Source organism: Nocardiopsis sp. NPDC006938 (assembly GCF_042869555.1).
Classification (GTDB): Bacteria; Actinomycetota; Actinomycetes; order Streptosporangiales; family Streptosporangiaceae; genus Nocardiopsis.
In genome coordinates this window covers 124,810-143,735 of sequence record NZ_JBIAGA010000013.1, presented here as the reverse complement: position 1 = coordinate 143,735, position 18,926 = coordinate 124,810, and the positions used below count along the sequence as shown (strand labels likewise).

Annotated in this window: 15 protein-coding genes; 10 read left to right on the top strand and 5 right to left on the bottom strand. The window is 71.6% G+C overall.

Annotated features, from left to right (window positions below):
- Positions 1 to 69: 69 nt before the first annotated feature.
- Positions 70 to 831, top strand: coding sequence for a class I SAM-dependent methyltransferase (locus ACFYL4_RS19745; protein ID WP_387519805.1), 762 nt, complete (start codon positions 70 to 72; stop codon positions 829 to 831).
- Positions 832 to 894: 63 nt separating this feature from the next.
- Here the strand turns inward: ACFYL4_RS19745 and ACFYL4_RS19740 are convergent, their stop codons facing one another.
- Positions 895 to 2,418, bottom strand: coding sequence for a CCA tRNA nucleotidyltransferase (locus ACFYL4_RS19740; protein ID WP_387519803.1), 1,524 nt, complete (start codon positions 2,416 to 2,418; stop codon positions 895 to 897).
- A 313-nt stretch (positions 2,419 to 2,731) separates the two neighbouring features.
- Between ACFYL4_RS19740 and ACFYL4_RS19735 the strand changes: the two genes are divergently transcribed.
- The 6 genes from ACFYL4_RS19735 to ACFYL4_RS19710 all read left to right on the top strand — a co-directional run bounded on the left by ACFYL4_RS19735 (position 2,732) and on the right by ACFYL4_RS19710 (position 12,623).
- Positions 2,732 to 5,380, top strand: a complete 2,649-nt coding sequence (locus ACFYL4_RS19735) for a DUF6049 family protein (protein ID WP_387519801.1) — start codon at positions 2,732 to 2,734, stop codon at positions 5,378 to 5,380.
- An 84-nt stretch (positions 5,381 to 5,464) separates the two neighbouring features.
- Positions 5,465 to 7,288, top strand: a complete 1,824-nt coding sequence (murJ, locus tag ACFYL4_RS19730) for a murein biosynthesis integral membrane protein MurJ (RefSeq protein WP_387519799.1) — start codon at positions 5,465 to 5,467, stop codon at positions 7,286 to 7,288.
- Positions 7,289 to 7,453: 165 nt separating this feature from the next.
- Positions 7,454 to 9,244, top strand: a complete 1,791-nt coding sequence (gene murJ, locus ACFYL4_RS19725) for a murein biosynthesis integral membrane protein MurJ (RefSeq protein ID WP_387519873.1) — start codon at positions 7,454 to 7,456, stop codon at positions 9,242 to 9,244.
- Between the two features lie 246 nt (positions 9,245 to 9,490).
- The gene (locus ACFYL4_RS19720) at positions 9,491 to 11,068 is read left to right on the top strand and encodes a protein kinase family protein (protein WP_387519797.1); all 1,578 of its coding nucleotides are present in this window, start codon (positions 9,491 to 9,493) and stop codon (positions 11,066 to 11,068) included.
- 32 nt (positions 11,069 to 11,100) lie between these two features.
- Positions 11,101 to 11,727, top strand: a complete 627-nt coding sequence (gene sigM, locus ACFYL4_RS19715; RefSeq protein ID WP_387519795.1) for an RNA polymerase sigma factor SigM — start codon at positions 11,101 to 11,103, stop codon at positions 11,725 to 11,727.
- A complete protein-coding gene (locus tag ACFYL4_RS19710) occupies positions 11,724 to 12,623 on the top strand; it encodes an anti-sigma factor family protein (RefSeq protein ID WP_387519793.1) in 900 nt (299 codons plus the stop codon). Before sigM ends, ACFYL4_RS19710 begins: the two co-directional genes overlap by 4 nt.
- 69 nt (positions 12,624 to 12,692) lie before the next feature.
- Here ACFYL4_RS19710 and ACFYL4_RS19705 read toward each other — a convergent pair whose 3' ends face one another.
- Together ACFYL4_RS19705 and ACFYL4_RS19700 are read right to left on the bottom strand one after the other, a co-directional pair.
- Positions 12,693 to 13,385, bottom strand: a complete 693-nt coding sequence (locus ACFYL4_RS19705) for a response regulator (protein ID WP_387519791.1) — start codon at positions 13,383 to 13,385, stop codon at positions 12,693 to 12,695.
- Entirely contained in the window at positions 13,382 to 14,605 is a 1,224-nt protein-coding gene (locus ACFYL4_RS19700) for a sensor histidine kinase (RefSeq protein WP_387519789.1), read from the bottom strand. The genes ACFYL4_RS19705 and ACFYL4_RS19700 overlap by 4 nt, the downstream gene beginning before the upstream one ends.
- Positions 14,606 to 14,790: 185 nt before the next feature.
- Here ACFYL4_RS19700 and ACFYL4_RS19695 point away from each other — a divergent pair, with 185 nt between their 5' ends.
- The 3 genes from ACFYL4_RS19695 (at position 14,791) to trxA (ending at position 16,672) form a co-directional block, all read left to right on the top strand.
- Positions 14,791 to 15,234 carry a hypothetical protein gene (locus ACFYL4_RS19695; RefSeq protein WP_387519787.1) on the top strand — a complete coding sequence of 148 codons (444 nt, stop codon included), beginning with the start codon at positions 14,791 to 14,793 and terminating at the stop codon, positions 15,232 to 15,234.
- A gap of 134 nt (positions 15,235 to 15,368) precedes the next feature.
- Entirely contained in the window at positions 15,369 to 16,301 is a 933-nt protein-coding gene (trxB, locus tag ACFYL4_RS19690; protein ID WP_357768951.1) for a thioredoxin-disulfide reductase, read from the top strand.
- Between the two features lie 47 nt (positions 16,302 to 16,348).
- Positions 16,349 to 16,672 carry a thioredoxin gene (gene trxA, locus ACFYL4_RS19685; RefSeq protein WP_387519785.1) on the top strand — a complete coding sequence of 108 codons (324 nt, stop codon included), beginning with the start codon at positions 16,349 to 16,351 and terminating at the stop codon, positions 16,670 to 16,672.
- A 170-nt stretch (positions 16,673 to 16,842) separates the two neighbouring features.
- On the opposite strand, the gene ACFYL4_RS19680 is transcribed toward trxA, so the two are convergent.
- Both ACFYL4_RS19680 and ACFYL4_RS19675 read right to left on the bottom strand, forming a co-directional pair.
- Positions 16,843 to 17,802 (bottom strand): ParB/RepB/Spo0J family partition protein, encoded by a 960-nt coding sequence (locus ACFYL4_RS19680; RefSeq protein ID WP_387519783.1) that lies wholly within the window; start codon positions 17,800 to 17,802, stop codon positions 16,843 to 16,845.
- A gap of 88 nt (positions 17,803 to 17,890) precedes the next feature.
- Positions 17,891 to 18,919 (bottom strand): ParA family protein, encoded by a 1,029-nt coding sequence (locus tag ACFYL4_RS19675; RefSeq protein WP_387519781.1) that lies wholly within the window; start codon positions 18,917 to 18,919, stop codon positions 17,891 to 17,893.
- Positions 18,920 to 18,926 lie beyond the last annotated feature (7 nt).

The window sequence follows — 18,926 nt, the reverse complement described above, 5'->3', positions numbered from 1 at the left end:
CTATGAGTAGGCAAAACATCACTTAAAGTAGCTACCCTTAGGTAGGCGCGACACCAGGGGACGGTACCCATGAGCGACGGTCACGGACCGGTTGGTTCCACGAACGGGTCCGGAAGGGTCCCCGGGCGCTCCTCGGAGCGCCCGGACGCCGGGGACGGGACGGTCGCCAAACGCGTCCGCGCCGTCGCCCGCCAGCTCCCCGCACGGGGCGACCGGCTCCTGGACGTGGGGTGCGGCGACGGGGAACACACCGTCGCGCTCGCCGGAGGGTATGTGCGGGTCGACGCCATCGACACCGACCCCATGCTGCTCGACGCGCTCGGCGGACGAATCGCCGGGACCGCGCTGGAGGACCGCGTGGGACTCCACAAGATGTCCCCCGAGTCCCTGGCGTTCGACACGAACACCTTCGACCGGGTCACCGCGTTCGACGTCATCGAGCACCTCGACGACCTGGACGGCGCCCTCGCCGAGATCCACCGCGTCCTGCGGCCGGGCGGCGCGCTCTCTGTGACCACCTCCAACCGGTGGTTCCCCTTCGAGACGCACGGGGTCCGCTGGGGCGGGCGCCGGCGCTCCGCCCTCACCGCTCCGTTCCTGCCCTGGGTGCGCCCTCTGCACGGACGGATGTCGGACACCCGATCCTTCACCAGCCAGGAGCTGGGCCGGCTGCTGCGCGGCCACGGTCTGCGCGTGCGCGCGATCGACTACCTCATGCCGACCCTGGGACGGGTCCCCTCGACCGCACGCGTGTCGGACGCCCTGGAGAGCACCCCGCTGCGGGTCTTCGGGGCGGGTATGGCGGTCACGGCGGTCAAACCCGGGCTCTGAACACCACCGGGCCCCGGCACCCGCGCGGGCCGACCGGGGGCGGACGCCCGGTGGGGCGCGCGGCTACGCGTCCTGGCGGCCGTCCTGCTCCAGGTGGTCGACGGCCCAGGAGCGCAGCTCCGCCACGACCTTCTCCTTCTCCATCGGACCGTTCTCCAGGCGCAGCTCCAGGAGGTACCGGTAGGCCTTGCCCACCAGCGGTCCGGGCTTCACGCCCAGGATCTCCTGGATCTCGTTGCCGTCCAGGTCGGGCCGGATGCGGTCCAGCTCCTCCTGCTCGGCCAGCTCGGAGATACGGCGCTCGATGTCGTCGTAGGAACGCGCCAGGGCCGCGGCCTTGCGCCGGTTGCGCGTGGTGCAGTCGGCCCTGGTGAGGATGTGCAGGCGCTCCAGCTGGTCACCGGCGTCGCGGGCGTACCGGCGCACGGCCGAGTCCGTCCACTCGCCCCGCCCGTAACCGTGGAACCGCAGGTGCAGCGCGACCAGCGTGCTCACCTGGGTGACGACGTCCTTGGGGAAGCGCAGCGCGGACAGCCTCTTGCGGCTCATGGAGGCGCCCACCACCTCGTGGTGGTGGAAGGTCACCCGGTTGCCGCCCTCGAAGGCACGGGTCCTCGGCTTGCCGATGTCGTGCAGCAGGGCGGCCAACCGCAGCACGAGGTCGGGCTCGTGGCCCCGCTCGCGCTCCAGGTCCATGGCCTGGTCCAGGACGGTGAGCGAGTGTTCGTAGACGTCCTTGTGCCGGTGGTGCTCGTCGATCTCCAACCGCATCCGGGGGATCTCCGGCAGGACGTGGTCGGCGATGCCCAGGTCCACCATGAGCTCGATGCCGCGCCTCGGGTCCGGGCTGAGCATCAGCTTGGTGAGCTCGTCCCGGACGCGCTCGGCCGAGACGATGGTGAGCCGGTCCGCCATGTTCCGGGCGGCCTCGGCCACCTCGGGGGCCAGGGAGAAGCCGAGCTGGGCGGCGAAGCGGACCGCGCGCATGATACGCAGCGGGTCGTCGCTGAAGGAGTCCTCCGGACGGCCCGGGGTGCGCAGCACACCGGCGTCGAGGTCGGCCAGGCCCCCGAAGGGGTCGACGAACTCGCCGCTCGGCAGGTGCACCGCCATGGCGTTGACGGTGAAGTCGCGGCGCAGCAGGTCGTCGTGGATGTTCGTGCCGTAGGCCACCTCGGGCTTACGGGACTTGGGCGAGTAGGACTCGCTGCGGTACGTCGTGATCTCCAGCTGGAGACCGCGCTTGCGCAGGCCCACGGTGCCGAACTCGATACCGACGGTCCACACGGAGTCCGCCCAGCCGTCGATGAGTTCGAGGACGCGCTGGGGGACGGCGTCGGTGGTCAGGTCCACGTCGTTGGAGGCGCGGCCGAGGAGGGCGTCGCGGACCGGCCCCCCGACGACGGCCAGCTCTTGACCGTGGGAGTCGAAACGCTCGCCCAACTCGTCGGCGACCGGTTGGATCGACTCGACCAACGCGGCGACCGCCGCTCGCCGAGCGCCGCTGAGCCCGCCCGAAGGCGGGTTCACCTCGGCGGACGGGTCCCTGTCGGCGTCGTTCTCTCGCGAAGGATCTGTGTTCGGCACACCACGCAGGTTAGGCGGCCACACGGGGTCACCGCGAATCGGTTTCACCCGCCCGAGGGCCTGTGGCGGCCCTGGTGTCGGGCCCCGGCGGATGAAAGGGTGGGCCGACCACGTCCGCGATCAACGGTCCGCACCAGAACCGGGGTTCGGGGAACGCGGTATCTTCGGGGGGAGTGGTGGCACGTCACGGTCGGCCCGCGGCCACCAGCCCCGCTGGGGCCGAGCGCACCGCGCGGGCACCCCGACCGACCCCGCCCCACCTTCCGTATCCCTGGCGGGACGGACACCTGGACCCGAATCAGGAAACCAAGCGTTGCGTCGAACTGCTTCCGCGGCCGCGGTCATGGCCATGACCGCCGCTCTGCTTCCGCTACCGGCCACCCTCTCCCCCGCGTCGGCCGAGCCCGACGAGGAGGGGGCCGCCGCCCCGCTCGTCGTGGACCGGATCACCCCGGACTCCGTGGACGAGGACAGCACCCTGCGGGTGGCGGGCGAGGTGACCAACACCACCGGGGAGACCGTCAGGGACGTCACCGTCCGTATGCGGTACTCGCGGCACCCCTTCACCTCGCGCGACGAGCTGGACGACTTCGCGGGCGGCGAGGACTGGCAGCCCAGTGCCAGCGGGCCGGACCAGGAGTTCGAGGGGAGGCTGGAGGCCGACGGCACCCTGGAGTACGCGCTGAGCACCAAGGCCGAGGACCTCGGCCTGACCGCCTACGGCGTGTACCCGATGGTCGTCGAGGCCCTCGACGGTGACGGCGACGTCCTCGGCGCCCAGTACACCTTCCTTCCCTACACGGCCGACGACGACGCGCCCTCCCTGGACCTGGCCTGGGTCTGGCCGCTGATGGCCGCCCCCCAGCGCGCCGACGACGACACCTTCCTCGGCGACGAGCTGCACGGTTCGGTCGGCGCCGACGGCCGCCTGGGGAGGCTCCTGGAGGCCGGTGCCCAGGTCCCGGTCTCCTTCGACCCCGGTGACGAGGACCTCGTCAAGGAACTCGGCCTGGACCGGGACGAGCCGTCCCCGGAGGGTTCGCCCTCACCCGGTGAGAACGCCACCGCCGAGGAGAGCGCGGACTCGGCCTCCCCCGAGGCCACCGACGAGGGCGGGGACGGCCCGGAGGAGGACTCGGACGACGCGGACGGGAACGGGGACGCGGACACCGCCGAAGAGGAGGCGCCGTCGCGCTCCGAGGGCGTCCCGATCGCCTGGGCCGTCGACCCCGGCACCCTCGACGACGTCCTGCGCATGGCGGCGGAGGACCACCAGGTCCTGGCCGACCTGGAGGAGGACCCCGCCCAGGAGCCGGTCCGCGTGGAGCGGGAGGCGGACGTGGCCGCCCAGGTGTGGTTGCGCGAGGCGCGTGAGGTCCTGGCCGCCGACACCGTCGTGGCCACCCCCTACGCCAGCGCCGACCTCGTCGCCCTGCTCCTGAACGACATGAACGGCGACGCCGAGGCCTCACTGCGGCTCGGGCAGGAGGCCACGGCGCGCGCGCTCGGCCTCGACGCCGACGACAGGTTCGCGCTTCCGCCGGGCGGGCTCATGGACGAACGGGTCCAGGAGCTCTACACCGAGCACGGCGCCCGGCGCTTCCTGCTGTCCGAGGAGGTGCTCCCGCCCGCCTCGTGGATCTCCACGACCCCGGGGGCGCAGGCACCGCTGCCCGCGAGCGGCGAGGACGAGGGTGAGGAGTCCTTCGCCCTGGTCACCGACCCCGGTCTGACCAGCGTGCTGTCGATGCCCTCGTGGGAACCGGGCGAGTCCGCCCTGGCCCTCCAGCGCTTCGCCGCGGAGACCGCGATGATCGCCGGGGAGAACGGCGGCGGCGACCGGGTGGTCGTCGCGGCGCCCGAGCCCGGGTGGGACCCGAGCCCCGAGTTCGCCGCCGGGGTGCTCGCGGCCACGGACGACCTGCCCTGGCTCTCCCCAGAGCGCCTGGACCGGATCGAGCTTCCCGACGCGGAGGAGCGCGAGGACACCCGCGAGGAACTCGACCTGGCGGACGACGCCTACGGGGAGGGGCTCAGCTCCACCTATCTCGGCCAGGTCGAGGACGTCAGCCGCGACGTGCGCCTGTTCAACAGCATCCTGGTCGGTGACCGGGACCCGTTCCGGCCTTCGCTGGTGCGGCTGGAGTCGGTCTACTGGCGGGACCGCGAGGCGCTGGCCGGGGCCACGCGTTCGCTGGTGGTCCGGGCGGTGCAGAGCCGCAGGGAGGACGTGCGCGTCATCCCGGGCGAGCCGGTCACGTTGGCGAGCAGCACCGGGACCACCGGTGTGCTGGTCGCCAACGACCTGGAGGACGAGACCGTCTACGTGTACCTGTCGCTGTACTCGGAGAACTCCGAGCGGCTGAGCATCGGTGAGTACACGCACCACTTCGAGATCGCCCCGGGCGCCAAGACCACCGTGTACGTGCCGTTGTCGGCCAGGATCAACGGCAGCACGAACGTGCACGTCAGTCTCCAGAACGCCGACGGCGAGCCGATCAGCTCGCAGGACACACTGATCCAGGTGAACGCCACGGGACTGGGCACGCAGGCCCTGCTGATCAGCGGGATCGGCCTGCTGATCCTGATCGCGGCGCTGGCTCCCCGGGCACTGCGCAAGTGGGCCCGCAAGCAGGCGGCGAAGGCCCGCGCGGCCGAGTCCGGCGACGGGCCCGGGGACGGGCCCGGGGACGGTGGAGAGGGCTCCGCGAAGGACGGCGGTACGTCCGCCGACGACGGCTCCGCGCCCGGTGACGACGCCACCGACGACGACGCGAACGGCGACACGGCCACCGACGAGGCGGCCGCCACCCGCGACGACGAGCCGCCTCACGACGGAACGGCCCCTTCGGACCCGCCCCCCGCGGACGACGCCCCCGCGGCCTCCGACACGTCGGACGGCACGGCGGACGACACCCCCTCGGCGGGGGAACGCCCCGACGACAGCGGCTCCGGAAAGTGACCGCCACCCCCTGAACCGCGGAGCCGTGCCCGCGGCGCCGCGGCCCGCCCCCTCCCCGTCAGACGAAAGGAACCCTGATCCACGGTGGTCACCGACTCCCCGAACGGCGACGAACAGTCCCCCCGTTACACGCCCCGGCACAGTAGGAACCCCCATGAGGGGCCCATGCCCGGTGACAGCGCCGTCCGGCCCACCGGCGGCCCGACCCCCTCCCACGAGGAGGGCGAACTCCCCGAACCGGACGGCCCCGCCCCGCAGGAGGGCTCCGACTCCGGTTCCGGTTCCGGTTCCGGGGGCATGATGCGCTCCAGCATGATCATGGCCGTGGGCACCATGGCCTCACGTATCACCGGGTTCGCCCGCACCATCGTGCTGGCCGCCGCGATCGGCACCCACCTGCTTGGTGACGCCTACCACACCGCGCACACGATCCCCTTCATCCTCAACGACCTGCTCATCGGCGGCCTAATGGCCTCCGTGGTCATCCCGTTCCTGGTCAAGCGGCGCAAGCGCGACGCCGACGGCGGCAAGGCCACCGAGGACCGCCTGTTCACCTCCATGGTGCTGGCGCTTCTGCTGGTGACCACGGTCGCGATCCTGGCCGCCGAGGCCCTCATCTGGCTGTACGGCTCCCGGTTCACCCCGTTGCAGTTCGAGGCGTCGGTCTACCTGGCCCGCTTCCTGCTCTCACAGATCTTCTTCGTGGGCCTGAGCGGCCTGCTGAGCGCCATGCTCAACACCCGCGGCAAGTTCGGGGCCGCCGTCTGGGCCCCCGTACTCAACAACGTCGTCATCATGGGCGTGGCCGCGATGTTCCTGGTCGTGGCGGGACCGGGCCGCACCCCGGAGACCGTCAGCACCGGCGAACTCACCCTGTTGGGCGCGGGTACCGCCGCCGGTATGGCCCTCCAGGCCCTGGTGCTGTTCGTCGCGCTGACCCGCACCGGTTACCGCTGGCGGCCCCGCCTGGACCTGCGCGGCTCCGGGCTCGGCGAGGCGCTGCGCACCGCCGGGTGGATGATGCTCTACACCCTCCTGACCCAGGCGGGCCTGTGGATCACCACCAACATCGCCAACGCCGCCAACGTGGCCAGCATCGAGCAGGGCCTGGACGTGGGCGCGGGTATCAGCGCCTACAACCTCGCGTACCAGCTCTTCCAGCTCCCCTACGCGATCATCGCGGTCTCGCTGATCACCGTCCTGCTCCCCCGCATGAGCGCGCACGCCGACGACCGCGACTGGGACTCCGTCCGCTCCGACTTCTCCCGCACGCTGCGGATCTCCGCTTTCGTCCTGGTCCCGGTCGCGTTCGCGGTCGCCCTGTTCGCCGAGCCCCTGTCGGTGCTGGCGTTCGCCCGGGGTTCGGTGTCGGTCGCCGACGCGGCCGCCATCGGCCAGATCCTGGCCGTGATGTCGCTCGGCCTGCTGCCGTTCACCGTCTTCCAGCTCATGCTGCGCGTGTTCTTCGCCATGGGCGACACCCGCACCCCGGCCCTGATCGGCCTGGCCAACCTCGCCGTTCACAGCGGTCTGGCCCTGGTCGCCTACCTGCTGCTGCCGCCCGACCTGGTGGTCGTCGGCGTCGCCTCCGGCTTCATGCTCTCGTTCGTCTCCGGCCTGACCCTCGCTGGTCAGATCCTCAGCCGACGTATCGGGGGACTTGACGGAAAGCACGTGATTGGCACATTGTTGCGGCTGCACCTGGCCGTCGTTCCCAGCATCGCGGCGGGCTTCGGTGTGCTCTGGTTCTTCGAGACGCGGGTCGGTCCCGGTCTGGCCACCAACGTCGGCGCGCCCCTCGCGGGCTGTGCCGCCGGTGCCCTGCTCTTCCTGGTCTGCGCCCGGTTGCTGCGCGTCCCCGAGCTGAGCGCCGCCGTGGAACTCGTCCGCGGCCGCCTGCGTCGATAGATGCCGTGACCCCTTCCGGCCCCGCCCCCGCCGGAGACCCCAGCCGTAAGAGTCGAAGAAAAGGACCACCCCACGGTGTCCAGCGATCACCTCCGTCAACACGCCGACGGTCCGGAGCCCGGACCCGAGGACACCCGCGAGGGCGCGTCCCGTCACCACCTGGTGATGCCCGAGGACGTGCTCGACGCCTACGAACGCGTCGAACCCCGGACCGAGCCGGAGCCCGGCCTGAAAACGGTCCGGGACCCGAGCGAGATCGGTGACGTCGGTACCGCCGACCGCGCGGGTCTGGAGGACGGCGACGAGATCGGCGGTGCCACGCACACCGGTCCCGGCAACATCGCCAGGTCGACGGCGATCATGGCGGTCGGCACCATCGCCTCGCGTGTGACGGGGTTCGTCCGCACCATCGTGCTGGCGGCCGCGATCGGCACCCAGCTGCTGGGCGACGCCTACCAGACCGCCGGCATGGTGCCGTACATGATCTACGACCTGCTCATCGGCGGGTTGCTGGCCAGCGTGTTCGTCCCGTTCCTCGTCAAGCGGCGCAAGCTGGACGACGACGGCGGCGACCGGACCGAGCAGCGGCTGGTCACGCTGATGCTGCTCGCGCTGTTCGTGCTGACCCTGGTGTCGGTGCTGGTCGCGGAGTGGTTCATCCGGATCTACGCGGGCGGGTTCAGCGGGGCGCAGTACGAGGTCTCGGTCATCCTCGCGCGGTACCTGGTGCTCCAGATCTTCTTCATCGGCGCCAGCGGCCTGGCCAGCGCGATGCTGAACGCGCGCAACAGGTTCGGTGCGCCCATGTGGGCTCCGGTGCTCAACAACGTCGTCATCATCGGCGTCTGCCTGTGGTTCCTGTCCGTGGCCGGTCCCGGCCGCACCCCGGACACGATCACCTCCGGCGAGCTCGCCCTGCTGGGCCTGGGCACCGCGGTCGGCCAGGTCGTCCAGGCCGCCGTGCTGGTGTGGGCGCTCGCCGCGGCGGGCTTCCGCTGGCGGCCCCGTCTGGACCTGCGCGGTTCCGGGCTGGGCGAGGCGGCCAGTGCCGCCTCGTGGATGATGCTCTACATCGTCGTGGCCCAGGTGGGCGCGCTCGTCTCCACCAACGTCGCCACCCGCGCCGGATCGATGGCGGCCGACCTCGGTTACGAGACCGGCTCGGGCATCGCGGCGTACAAGTTCGCGTCGATGCTGTTCCAGCTGCCGTACGCGATCATCGCCGTCTCGGTGATCACGGCCCTGCTGCCCCGGATGAGCGAGCACGTCGCGGCCGGGCGCAAGGACCAGGTGCGCAGCGACTTCTCCCGGGGCTTCCGGCTCTCGTCGGTCCTGATCGTGCCCATCGCGGTGGCGATGATCGTCTTCGCCGTCCCGTTCTGCGTGATGATCTACGCGCAGGGCAGCACCAGCGCCGAGGACGCCGCCGCGATCGGGCGCATCCTCATGGTCTTCTGCGTGATGTTGATCCCGTTCACGCTGTTCCAGCTCCAGATGCGCGTGTTCTACGCGCTGGGCGACACGCGCACCCCCGCCCTGGTGTCGATCCCCTCCGAGATCGCGCACGCGGTCACCGCGCTCAGCCTGCTGTACTTCCTGGCGGACCGCCCGCAGGACATCGTGGTGTGGTTGCCGGTGCCCTACGGTCTCTACTACGTGGTCGGTTCGGTCATCATGTGGTATCTCCTCAACAGGAGGCTGAACGGTCTCGACGGCCGCAGGACCGCGGCGACCCTCGTCAAGCTGCACGTGGCAACGGTTCCGGCGGCCGCGTTCGGCGTCCTGATGATCTACTCCCTCGACGGTCTCCCCGGCGACGTGTGGCCCGCGCTCGCGTCGATGGTGGCCGGAGGTCTGGTCGGTGCCGTACTGTTCGTTGTCGCCGCCAAGTTCCTCAAAGTGACAGAAGTCACAGCTTTCCTGGATGTGGTCAGAACCAGGTTGCGACGCCGCTGATCACCTGTAATGGATGATGTTGGGTACCCGCGCCCGGGTATGTCCCGGAAGATGGAGTGGCATCCGATGTCCTCCAAAGGGCCTGTTCACGCGTCCTAGCATGGACAGGCACCGCTTTACCGCCAGAGCATCGTTTATCCGAGCTGCCCGAAGGGAGGCTGGGGACAGCAGACAGGGCCGAACCCCCGCGCGTGCGTCCGCGACGGCGGCACGCGAACAACGGCACTGTCACCCGTCACTCCCATCATGAGCACCTTCCTGATCGAACCCGGGGCGAAGCTGGCCAACCGCTACCGACTCGACACCGTGGTGAGCGAGACCGGAGGCGCGACCCGCTGGAAGGCCACCGACGAGACGCTCGCGCGCCCCGTCGCGGTGTGGACCTTCGCTGAGGGTTTCCCCCGCACGTCAGAGGTGGTGCGCGCGGCCCGCGCCACGAGTCGTATCCCGGACGCCCGCGTCACCCAGGTCTTCGACGCCGACGACACCACTCCCGTCCCCTACGTCGTCGAGGAGTGGGTCATCGGCTCCTCCCTCGCCGAACTGCTGGCCCAGGGCCCCATGGAGCCCGAGCGCGCCGCGGGCCTGGTGGCCGAGGCCGCCGAGGCCATCGCCGCCGCGCACGCCGGCGGCCTGCACCACCTGTGCCTGACACCCGGCAAGCTCATGTGGAGCAGCGGCGGGGCCGTCAAGGTCACCGGCATCGGTGTGGACGCCGCGCTGCTCGGCAACAACGTCCCCAACCCCGGGGCCGTGGACGCCCAGGGCCTGGGCAACCTGCTCTACGCGGCCCTCACCGGGTACTGGCCGACCGGCCCGCAGAGCGGCCTGCCCGGCGCACCCCAGGGCCCCATGGGCCCCTACCCGCCCGGGCAGCTCCGTCAGGGGGTGGGCGAGCCCCTGGCCTCCATCACCACCCGCGCGGCCCTGCCCCAGCTCGTGGGGCAGATGGTGCCCGGCCCGCCCATCGCGACCCCGGCCGAGTTCTGCGCGGCGATGGCGGACGTGCCCCGGCTCATTCCGCTGCCGGTCTCACCCGCCGAGACCGCACCGCCCGAGCCGGGGACCTCCCGGCGCACGGGCGAGTTCGACGCCACCAACAACCAGCGGCGCACCAGCCGCACCTCCTCCGCGGCGGCGGCCGCACCGGCTCGCGCGGGCTCGCGCCCGGCCCCCTCACGCATGGACCAGCGGGAGGCCCGTGAGGGCGGCCTGTCCGCCAAGCGCGTCCTGGTGGGGGCGATGGCGCTGGTGGTGTTCGTGGCGGTCGTCGTCGGCGCCTGGACGTTCGGCTCGATGATGAACTCGGGCACGGACGGCGAGGCCGACCCCACCGCCAACGCGACCGACGAGGTCCCGGAGGAGGCCGAGCTGGTCGTCCTCGACATCGCGGGCTCCGACGGCTTCGACCCGCTCGGGGACAACACCGAGCACGGCCAGAACGCTCCGCTGGCCCATGACGGCGACCCCGGCACCGCCTGGAACACCGAGGGCTACAACGACCCCATGGGCACCAAGAAGTCCGGTGTCGGGCTGATCCTGGACCTGGGTTCCAGCCAGGAGGTGCGCGAGGTCGACCTCGCGCTCCCCTCCCGCGACTACGGGGTACAGATCAGGATCGGTGACAGCGACTCCGCCTCCGACGACGCCAGCCTGGACTCCAGCCTCCCCGCCGTCTGGGAGGGGCAGGTCAGCGGCGAGCAGACCGTCACCCTGGACGAGGCCGTGACCGGCCAGTACGTGGTGGTCTGGTTCACCGCCCTGCCCGCCGACGGTTCCAAGTACCGTGGGACGATTTACGAGGTCGAGGTTCGCGGGACCTAAGTTCTACTGTGTGGGGTATGTGATCAGCGCTGATGGACGCGGCCCAGGAGCTTCCTGACCGGGAGCTGTTGTCGAGGCACGCTCAGGGTGACGACCAGGCGTTCGCGGTTCTGGTTCGCCGTCACCGTGAGCGCCTCTGGGCTGTCGCCGTCCGGATGATGGGCGACCCCGAGGAGGCCTCGGACGCCCTCCAGGACGCGTTCATGTCCGCGTTCCGCGCCGCCGACCGGTTCCGGGGTGAGTCGCAGGTCAGCACCTGGATGCACCGCATCGTGGTGAACGCCTGCCACGACCGCCTCAGACGCCGCAAGGTGCGTCCGGCGACCCCGACCGAGGACGAGACCCTCGACGTCATCTCCAACGACCGCCTGAGCCGTTCCGGCGGCGGGCACGACCACGCCTCGCAGACCGAGGCCCGTCTGGACGTGCACGCCGCCCTGGAACTCCTCCCGCTGGACCAGCGGATGGCGCTGATCCTGGTGGACATGCTCGGCTACCGCGTGGACGAGGCCGCGCAGATCCTCGACGTGGCCGCGGGCACGGTCAAGAGCCGGTGTGCCCGAGGTCGCGCCAAACTTCTTCCCACACTCGCCCATCTAAGGAACCCTCAGCATCCGCGAGACGTCACATCTGGGAGAGGAGGTGCCAACCCATCGTGACGTCCCACCCAGACGTGGAGGCACTCGCCTTCTTCGCCGAGGACCTCCTGGACCCCGACGAGGAACGCTCCGTTGCCGCACACATAGAGACCTGCGCGACCTGTGCCACGGTCCTCGACGACCTCTCCGGGGTCACGCGCGTCCTCGCCGACGCGCCCGCCCCCGCGCTCCCACGTGACGTCGCGGACCTCCTCGACGACCGGATCGCCGATGCCGTGGCCGCCCGTGCCTCGGACCGGGAGACCGGGACGCCCTCCTCACCCACCGCCTCCGAACCCCCCGAGGGGACGGAAGACGACGACACCGCCGACGGGACCGGGGCACCCGAACGGGAGCGCCTGGCACCGGTGGTGCCCCTCACCGGACGGCGCGGGTTCGGCCTGCCGCACCTGATGGCGGTCGCGGCCGCGACCGTGTTCGTGGTCGGCGGCGGCGCCGCGATCCTCAACGGGCAGATGAGCGGGCACGAGGACTCCGGTGCCGCCTCTCCCCTGCTGGAGGAGAGCGCCCCCGAGTCCGCTCCCGACACCGCCCAGTCCTACTCCGCGACCTCGCTCAGCAGCGGAACCGTCTACACCGAGGACGGCCTCGCCGACCAGGCGGCGGAGGTCGCGGCCTCGGCACGGGCGTTGGAGGGCTCCGAGGGGGCGGGCGCCCAGGCACTCCCCCAGCTGAGCCCCGAGCTCCAGGAGTGCGTCACGGGATTCGAGAGCGAGAGCGGCCTGCGGGTCACCCTGGTCGACGAGGCCCTCTACGACGGCGGCGGGACACCGACGCCGGTGTGGGTCCTGTTCACCCAGGACACCAAGGGCGCCGGGGTGGTCGTCCTCGACCGCTCGAGCTGTTCCGGCGGCGCCCCCGTCGGCGACGGCGTGATCGCGCAGCGCCCCCTGTAGCGGACCTTTCTCCGGGGCGGCGCGCGGGCGTCGCCCCCTCGCCTTCGGCGCGGACACCGGCCCGACCTCTCAGCGGTTTCCCCCCGCGCGCACCAGACCGGTCTCGTAGGCCAGCACCACCAGCCCGACCCGGTCGCGTACCCCGAGCTTGGCCAGCAGACGGCCCACGTGGGTGCGGGCGGTCGCCGGGCTGAGGTGCAGTTCGGCGCCGATCTCCTGGTTGGTCAGCCCCCGGCCGACGAGCCCGAGCACCTCGCGTTCGCGGGGGGTGAGCCCGTCCAGCCGCTCACCGGCACCGGGCGGGGGGCCGGTCCCGGCCAGCCGCTCGATGACCCTCCGGGTCACCCCCGGCGAGAGCAGGCCCTCGCCCGCCGCCACGGTGCGGACCGCCTCCCGCAGCTCGCGCGGTCCGGCGTCCTTGAGCAGGAACCCCGCGGCCCCCAGGCGCAGCGCGGAGAAGACGTTGTCGTCCTCGCCGAAGGTGGTGAGGACCACCACCCGCGTGTCGACATGTCGGCGCCCCGACGTGTCGACACGTCGACGTTCCAGCTCCCGCAGCACGCCGAGGCCGTCCATGACGGGCATCTGGAGGTCCAGCAGCACCACCTCCGGCCGGAAGCGGTCGATCTCGACCAGCGCCCCGCGTCCGTCCCGGGCCTCCGCCACCACCTCGATGTCGCCGTCGCGCTCCAGCAGGGCGCGTACTCCGGCGCGGACGAGCTCCTGGTCGTCCACGAGCAGCACCCTCGTGGCCCCGTTCACGCGCCGCCACCGATCGGCAGTCGGACCCGTACCCGGAACCCGCCGCCGGGCACCGGCCCCGCCTCCAGAGTCCCCTCCACCATGCGCACCCTCTCCCTCATTCCAGCCAGCCCCGTTCCTCCTCGCCCGGTGTCGGGCGCGCCCCCGTCCGCGGTGTTCCCCGGCACCACCGACCCGTCGTCGGCGACCGTCACGATGAGTGCCTCCTCCGTGCGGACGAGCACGACCTGGGCGCGACGGGCCCGCGCGTGCCGGAGCGTGTTCGTGAGCGCCTCCTGCACCACCCGGTAGGCGGTCGCGTCCACCAGCCCGGGCAGGCCCTTGCCGCCCTCTCCGACGACCTCCACGTCCAGCCCGGCCGCCCGCACGGAGGCCGTCAGCCCGTCCAGGTGGGCGAGCCCGGCGACCCGGCCGGCCCCGCCTCCGTCACCGGCCCCGGTTCCGTCCTCCGGCTCACGCAGCGCCCGCACCGTGGCGCGCAGGTCCCGCAATCCCTCGCTCGCGGCCTGGGAGACGTGCTCCAGCTCGGCGCGGGCCACGGGGAGATCGGTCTCTCCCTCCTCCAGGGCCTCGGCCGCCACCGAGGTGTGCAGGGAGACCACCGACAGGTGGTGGCCGACCGCGTCGTGCAGGTCGCGGGCGATCCGGGCGCGTTCTCGGGCCAGCAGCTCGGCCGACTCCGCCTCCCGCGCCTGGGCGTCCAGGGCGGCGATCAGCGCGCGTTGGCGGGCGCCCTCCGCCCGCTGCCGGGCGCCGTCGCCGAGGGCGATCGCCGCACCCATGACGGCCATGGTCGTCACCAGCTCGTACCCGAGGAGGAAGGCCGGGTCCTGCCCCTCGGACAGCCGCGCGGTCGTGGAGACACCGACCAGCGCCGCCGCGACCCCGACCGCCCACCGGGTGCGGTCGAAGGCCGCGGCGGAGTACAGCGCGGCCGACACGGGCACCGCGAGCCCGATCACCGGCAGGTCCGCGACGTAGTAGGCCACGAGGAGGACGGCGGTGACCACGAGGACCGCCAGGGGCCAGCGGCGCCGGACGAGCATGAGCAGACCGAGCGCGGTCGCGAAGCCGTAGGCGACGGCCGGCGGGAGGTCGCCCCCTCCGATGCCCGCGCCGATGGCGATCGCCACCACCGCGAACACGGCGAACCCCAGGAGGGCGTCGACGACGACGGCCTGGCGGCCGGACGGTTCCTGTGGGCCGGGGCGCTCGGACATGCCGCGATTCTACGGAGACCGGACCGGCGGCACCCCGGTTCCCGGGCGCGTCCGCGTACGCGTCTCGACGTACCGCCCTGGGCCCGTTGGCGGACGCCCCGCCGGGGCGGGGCTCCGTAGCCTCCGGATGACCGGGCGGAGTCCGCCGTCCGGTGTCCGCCGCCGGACCTCCGCGAGGGAGCCCCATGAACCGCCCACCGTCCCCGGCCCCGGCGCCCCCGCCCGGTGTGCCCTGGTCCCTGGTGCTCAGCCTGGGCGCGCTCGCCCTGGTGCGCCCCCTGGCGAACGCCACGGGTGTCGCCGAAGCGGTCGGAACGCCCTGGGCCCAGGTGGGGACCACCCTGCTCGTGACGGCCACGTGGGTGGCGGCCGTGGTCGTGGCGCACGTACCGCGGCCCTTCGTCACCCTGGTGTGCGCGGGGGTGGCCTACGGCGTGCTCGCGATCCTGCTCGGCGCGGTGCTGTCGCCGCTCCTGGGAGAGGGGCTCCAAGGGCCGCTCGCCCGCCCCGTGGCCGTGCTCCCGGTACTGGCCCTGAACGCGATGTGGGGGGCCGCCGCCGGGGGCGTGGCCGTGGCGGTCGGCGCGGCCCTGGGCCGGGGGCGCGCCGGACGGCCGGGACGGGGCTGAGACCCATACCCCACCCCCGTACGCTGCGAGGATGTCGGACCGGGAATGGCGTGCGCCTACCATCGGTTGTGCTAACCATCTTTTCCCTGTCACAGCACTGTGGCCGGGCAGCGACTGTGTGAAGGGCCTAGAGCGTGAGTGACGTCCGCAATGTCATCATCATCGGTTCCGGACCGGCGGGTTACACCGCTGCCGTGTACGCCGCGCGCGCGGAACTGCGCCCGCTGGTGTTCGAGGGGTCCATCACGGCCGGCGGTGCGCTCATGAACACCACCGACGTGGAGAACTTCCCCGGCTTCCCGGACGGGATCATGGGCCCCGACCTCATGGACAACCTGCGCAAGCAGGCCGAGCGCTTCGGCGCCGAGCTGGTTCCCGAGGACGTCACCGACGTGGACCTGACCAAGCCGGTCAAGGAGGTCACCGCGGGCGGCGAGACCTTCCTCGCGCACACCGTCATCCTGGCCACCGGCTCCGGCTACCGCGAGCTGGGCATCCCCGGTGAGAAGGAACTGTCCGGCCGGGGCACCTCCTGGTGCGCCACCTGCGACGGCTTCTTCTTCCGCGACCAGGACATCGCCGTGGCGGGCGGCGGCGACACCGCCATGGAGGAGGCCCTCTTCCTCACCCGCTTCGCCAAGTCGGTGACGGTCATCCACCGCCGCGACGAGCTGCGCGCCAGCAGGATCATGGCCGAGCGCGCCCTGGCCAACGACAAGATCACCTTCCTCTGGAACACCGAGATCACCGAGGTCGTCGGTGAGGACCGCGTCAGCGGCCTGAAGCTGGTCAACAACAAGACGAACGAGACCAGCACGCTGGACGTCACCGGCCTGTTCGTCGCGATCGGCCACGACCCGCGCGTGGAGCTCTTCCAGAAGCAGATCGAGCTCGACGAGGAGGGGTACGTGAAGGTGGACGCCCCGTCCACGCGGACCAACCTCGAAGGCGTCTTCGCGGCGGGCGACGTCGTGGACCACCAGTACCGCCAGGCGATCACCGCCGCGGGCACCGGCTGCTCCGCCGCCCTGGACGCCGAGCGCTTCCTCGCCGCGCGAGGCAACTAGCTTCCGCTCCCCTCACCCGGTTTCGTCGACGCAAGGAGAACCAAGCAGTGTCCACCGTCAAGAACGCCACCGACGCCTCCTTCGAGGAGGTCGTCCTCAAGAACGACAAGCCCGTGCTGGTGGACTTCTGGGCCGACTGGTGCGGTCCCTGCAAGCAGATGGCCCCGGTCCTGGACAAGCTGGCCGCGAACCACGGCGACAAGATCGACGTGGTGAAGATCAACACCGACCAGAACCCCGAGACCCCGCGCGCCTACAACGTGCTGTCGCTGCCGACCATGAACGTGTACAAGGACGGCGAGGTCGTGAAGCAGATCATCGGTGCCAAGCCGACGCGCCTCCTGGAGAAGGAGCTCGCGGAGTTCCTGTAGCCCGGAGCGCCGCAGTCGCGCGAGAGGCCCCCAGGTCGCCCCTGGGGGCCTCTCGGCGTCCGGGCGGGCCCCGCCTCCACACGGACCCGCAACGCGGCGCAGCGGACGCCTGGGGACGCCGATGGCGGTGTTTCACGTGAAACACCGCCATCGCGCGTGAGGTGGAGGGGTCAGACCCCCCGGCCCATCTGGGCGATGATCCGCTCCAGGTCCTCCATCGTCGCGAACTCCACGACGATCTTGCCCTTCTTCCGGCCGATGTCCACCTTCACGGTGGTGTCGAGCCGGTCGCCGAGGCGCGTCGCCCACTCCTCGACCTGCGGGGGGTTGTCGACCCGGGCGGCGGCGGCCCGGGCGGGCCGCTCCGCGGCCGGAATCTCCCGGAGCGCGACGATCTCCTCCAGGGAACGGACCGACAGCCCCTCGTCGTTGACCCGCTGGGCCAGACGCTCCTGCGCCTCGGGGTCCTCGATCGCCAGCAGGGCCCGGGCATGTCCCGCGCTGAGCACCCCTGCGGCCACCCGCGTCTGCACCTTCCCCGGGAGGTTGAGCAGGCGCAGGGTGTTGGAGATGTGCGAGCGGGACTTGCCGACCTGCTGGGCCAGCTCCCCCTGGGTGGTGCCGAAGTCGTCCAGCATCTGCTGGTAGGCCGCGGCCTCCTCCAACGGGTTGAGCTGCTGTCGGTGCAGGTTCTCCAGGAGCGCCTCCCGGAGCAGTTCGTCGTCGTCCGTCTGCCGGACGATCGCGGGGATGCGTTCGAGCTCCGCGAGTTTGCTCGCCCGGAACCGGCGCTCCCCCATGATCAGTTCGTAGCGGGGCTCGTCCCCGCCCTCGACCCTGCGGACCACGACGGGCTGGAGCAGGCCGACCTCGATGATCGAGTCCCGCAGCTCGTCCAGCGCCTCGTCGTCGAAGTACGTCCTGGGCTGTCGGGGGTTGGGGGTGATCGAGGCGAGCTCGACCTCCTCCAGGTACGTCCCGTCAGGCATCTCCGTCGGCCCCTGCGCCGAGGGGGGTTCGGGGATGGACACCACCGTGTCACGGACGCTCTCCACCGGCGCGGGGACGGTCGGCCCCTGCGGGATGAGCGCCCCCAGCCCCTTGCCCAGTCCGCGCCGCTGCTGGCTCACCGGCAACTCCCTCCACACTCCTAGTGCGTCTCCGACCGCCCGGTCGGCCTCACGACCGGGCGGAGTGTTTCACGTGAAACAACCGCCGTCAGCCGGCGTTGAGCCCTTCGGCTCGGAAGGCGATCTCACGGGCCGCCTCCAGGTAGGCCATCGCCCCGGTCGACCCCGGGTCGTAGGTCATGACCGACTGCCCGTAGCTGGGCGCCTCCGACACGCGGACGCTCCTCGGCACCAGCGACTTCAGGACGAGTTCCCCGAAGTGCGAGCGCACCTCGTCGGCGACCTGCTGGGCGAGCCGGGTGCGGCCGTCGTACATCGTCAACAGGATCGTGCTGACGGACAGCCCGGTGTTGAGGTGGGACTTGACCAGTTCCACGTTGCGCAGCAACTGGCCGAGCCCCTCCAGTGCGTAGTACTCGCACTGGATCGGGATCATGACCTCGTCACAGGCGACCATCGCGTTGACGGTCAGCAGGCCCAGCGAGGGCGGGCAGTCGATGAGGATGTAGTCGAGGTCCGAGGTGTCGTAGGCGGCGAAGGCCCGCTTGAGCCGGGCCTCTCGCGCCACGAGGGAGACCAGTTCGATCTCCGCGCCCGCGAGGTCGATCGTCGCGGGAGCGCACCACAGGTTGGGGATGTCCGGAACCGGCTGCGCCAGCTTGCGGATCTCCTCGTCCTCGACCAGGCAGTGGTAGATGGACCGGGTCTGGTTGTCGCGCTCCATGCCGAGGGCGGTGGAGGCGTTCCCCTGGGGGTCGAGGTCGACCACCAGGACCCGCTGCCCGTTCATGGCCAGGGCGGCGGCGATGTTCACCGTCGTGGTGGTCTTACCCACGCCGCCCTTCTGGTTGGCGACGCTGATGATGCGACAGGACCGGGGGCGGGGCCACGGCTCCTCGTGACCGCGGCCCGCCATCGCGGCGCGGGCCGCCTGGGCGAGCGGAGTGTCGGGGACGCTGTCGGCGGTCGCCGCGCCGTTCCATGTTTCACGTGAAACAGGGGGCTGGCCCGCCGTGGGGTCCGCTGATGTCTCACCTGACACATCGAGCAGATCCCCATAGGCGCCTGCCGGTGTTTCACGTGAAACACCGGCGTTGTCGGCTGGGTTCTGGGGCACGAATGAG

Coding starts and splice junctions, on each gene's coding strand:
- ACFYL4_RS19700 (WP_387519789.1), bottom strand. CDS start 14,605: ATGTCCGAGCGCCCCGGCCCACAGGAACCGTCCGGCCGCCAGGCCGTC.
- ACFYL4_RS19745 (WP_387519805.1), top strand. CDS start 70: ATGAGCGACGGTCACGGACCGGTTGGTTCCACGAACGGGTCCGGAAGG.
- murJ (WP_387519873.1), top strand. CDS start 7,454: ATGCCCGAGGACGTGCTCGACGCCTACGAACGCGTCGAACCCCGGACC.
- sigM (WP_387519795.1), top strand. CDS start 11,101: ATGGACGCGGCCCAGGAGCTTCCTGACCGGGAGCTGTTGTCGAGGCAC.
- ACFYL4_RS19720 (WP_387519797.1), top strand. CDS start 9,491: ATGAGCACCTTCCTGATCGAACCCGGGGCGAAGCTGGCCAACCGCTAC.
- ACFYL4_RS19695 (WP_387519787.1), top strand. CDS start 14,791: ATGAACCGCCCACCGTCCCCGGCCCCGGCGCCCCCGCCCGGTGTGCCC.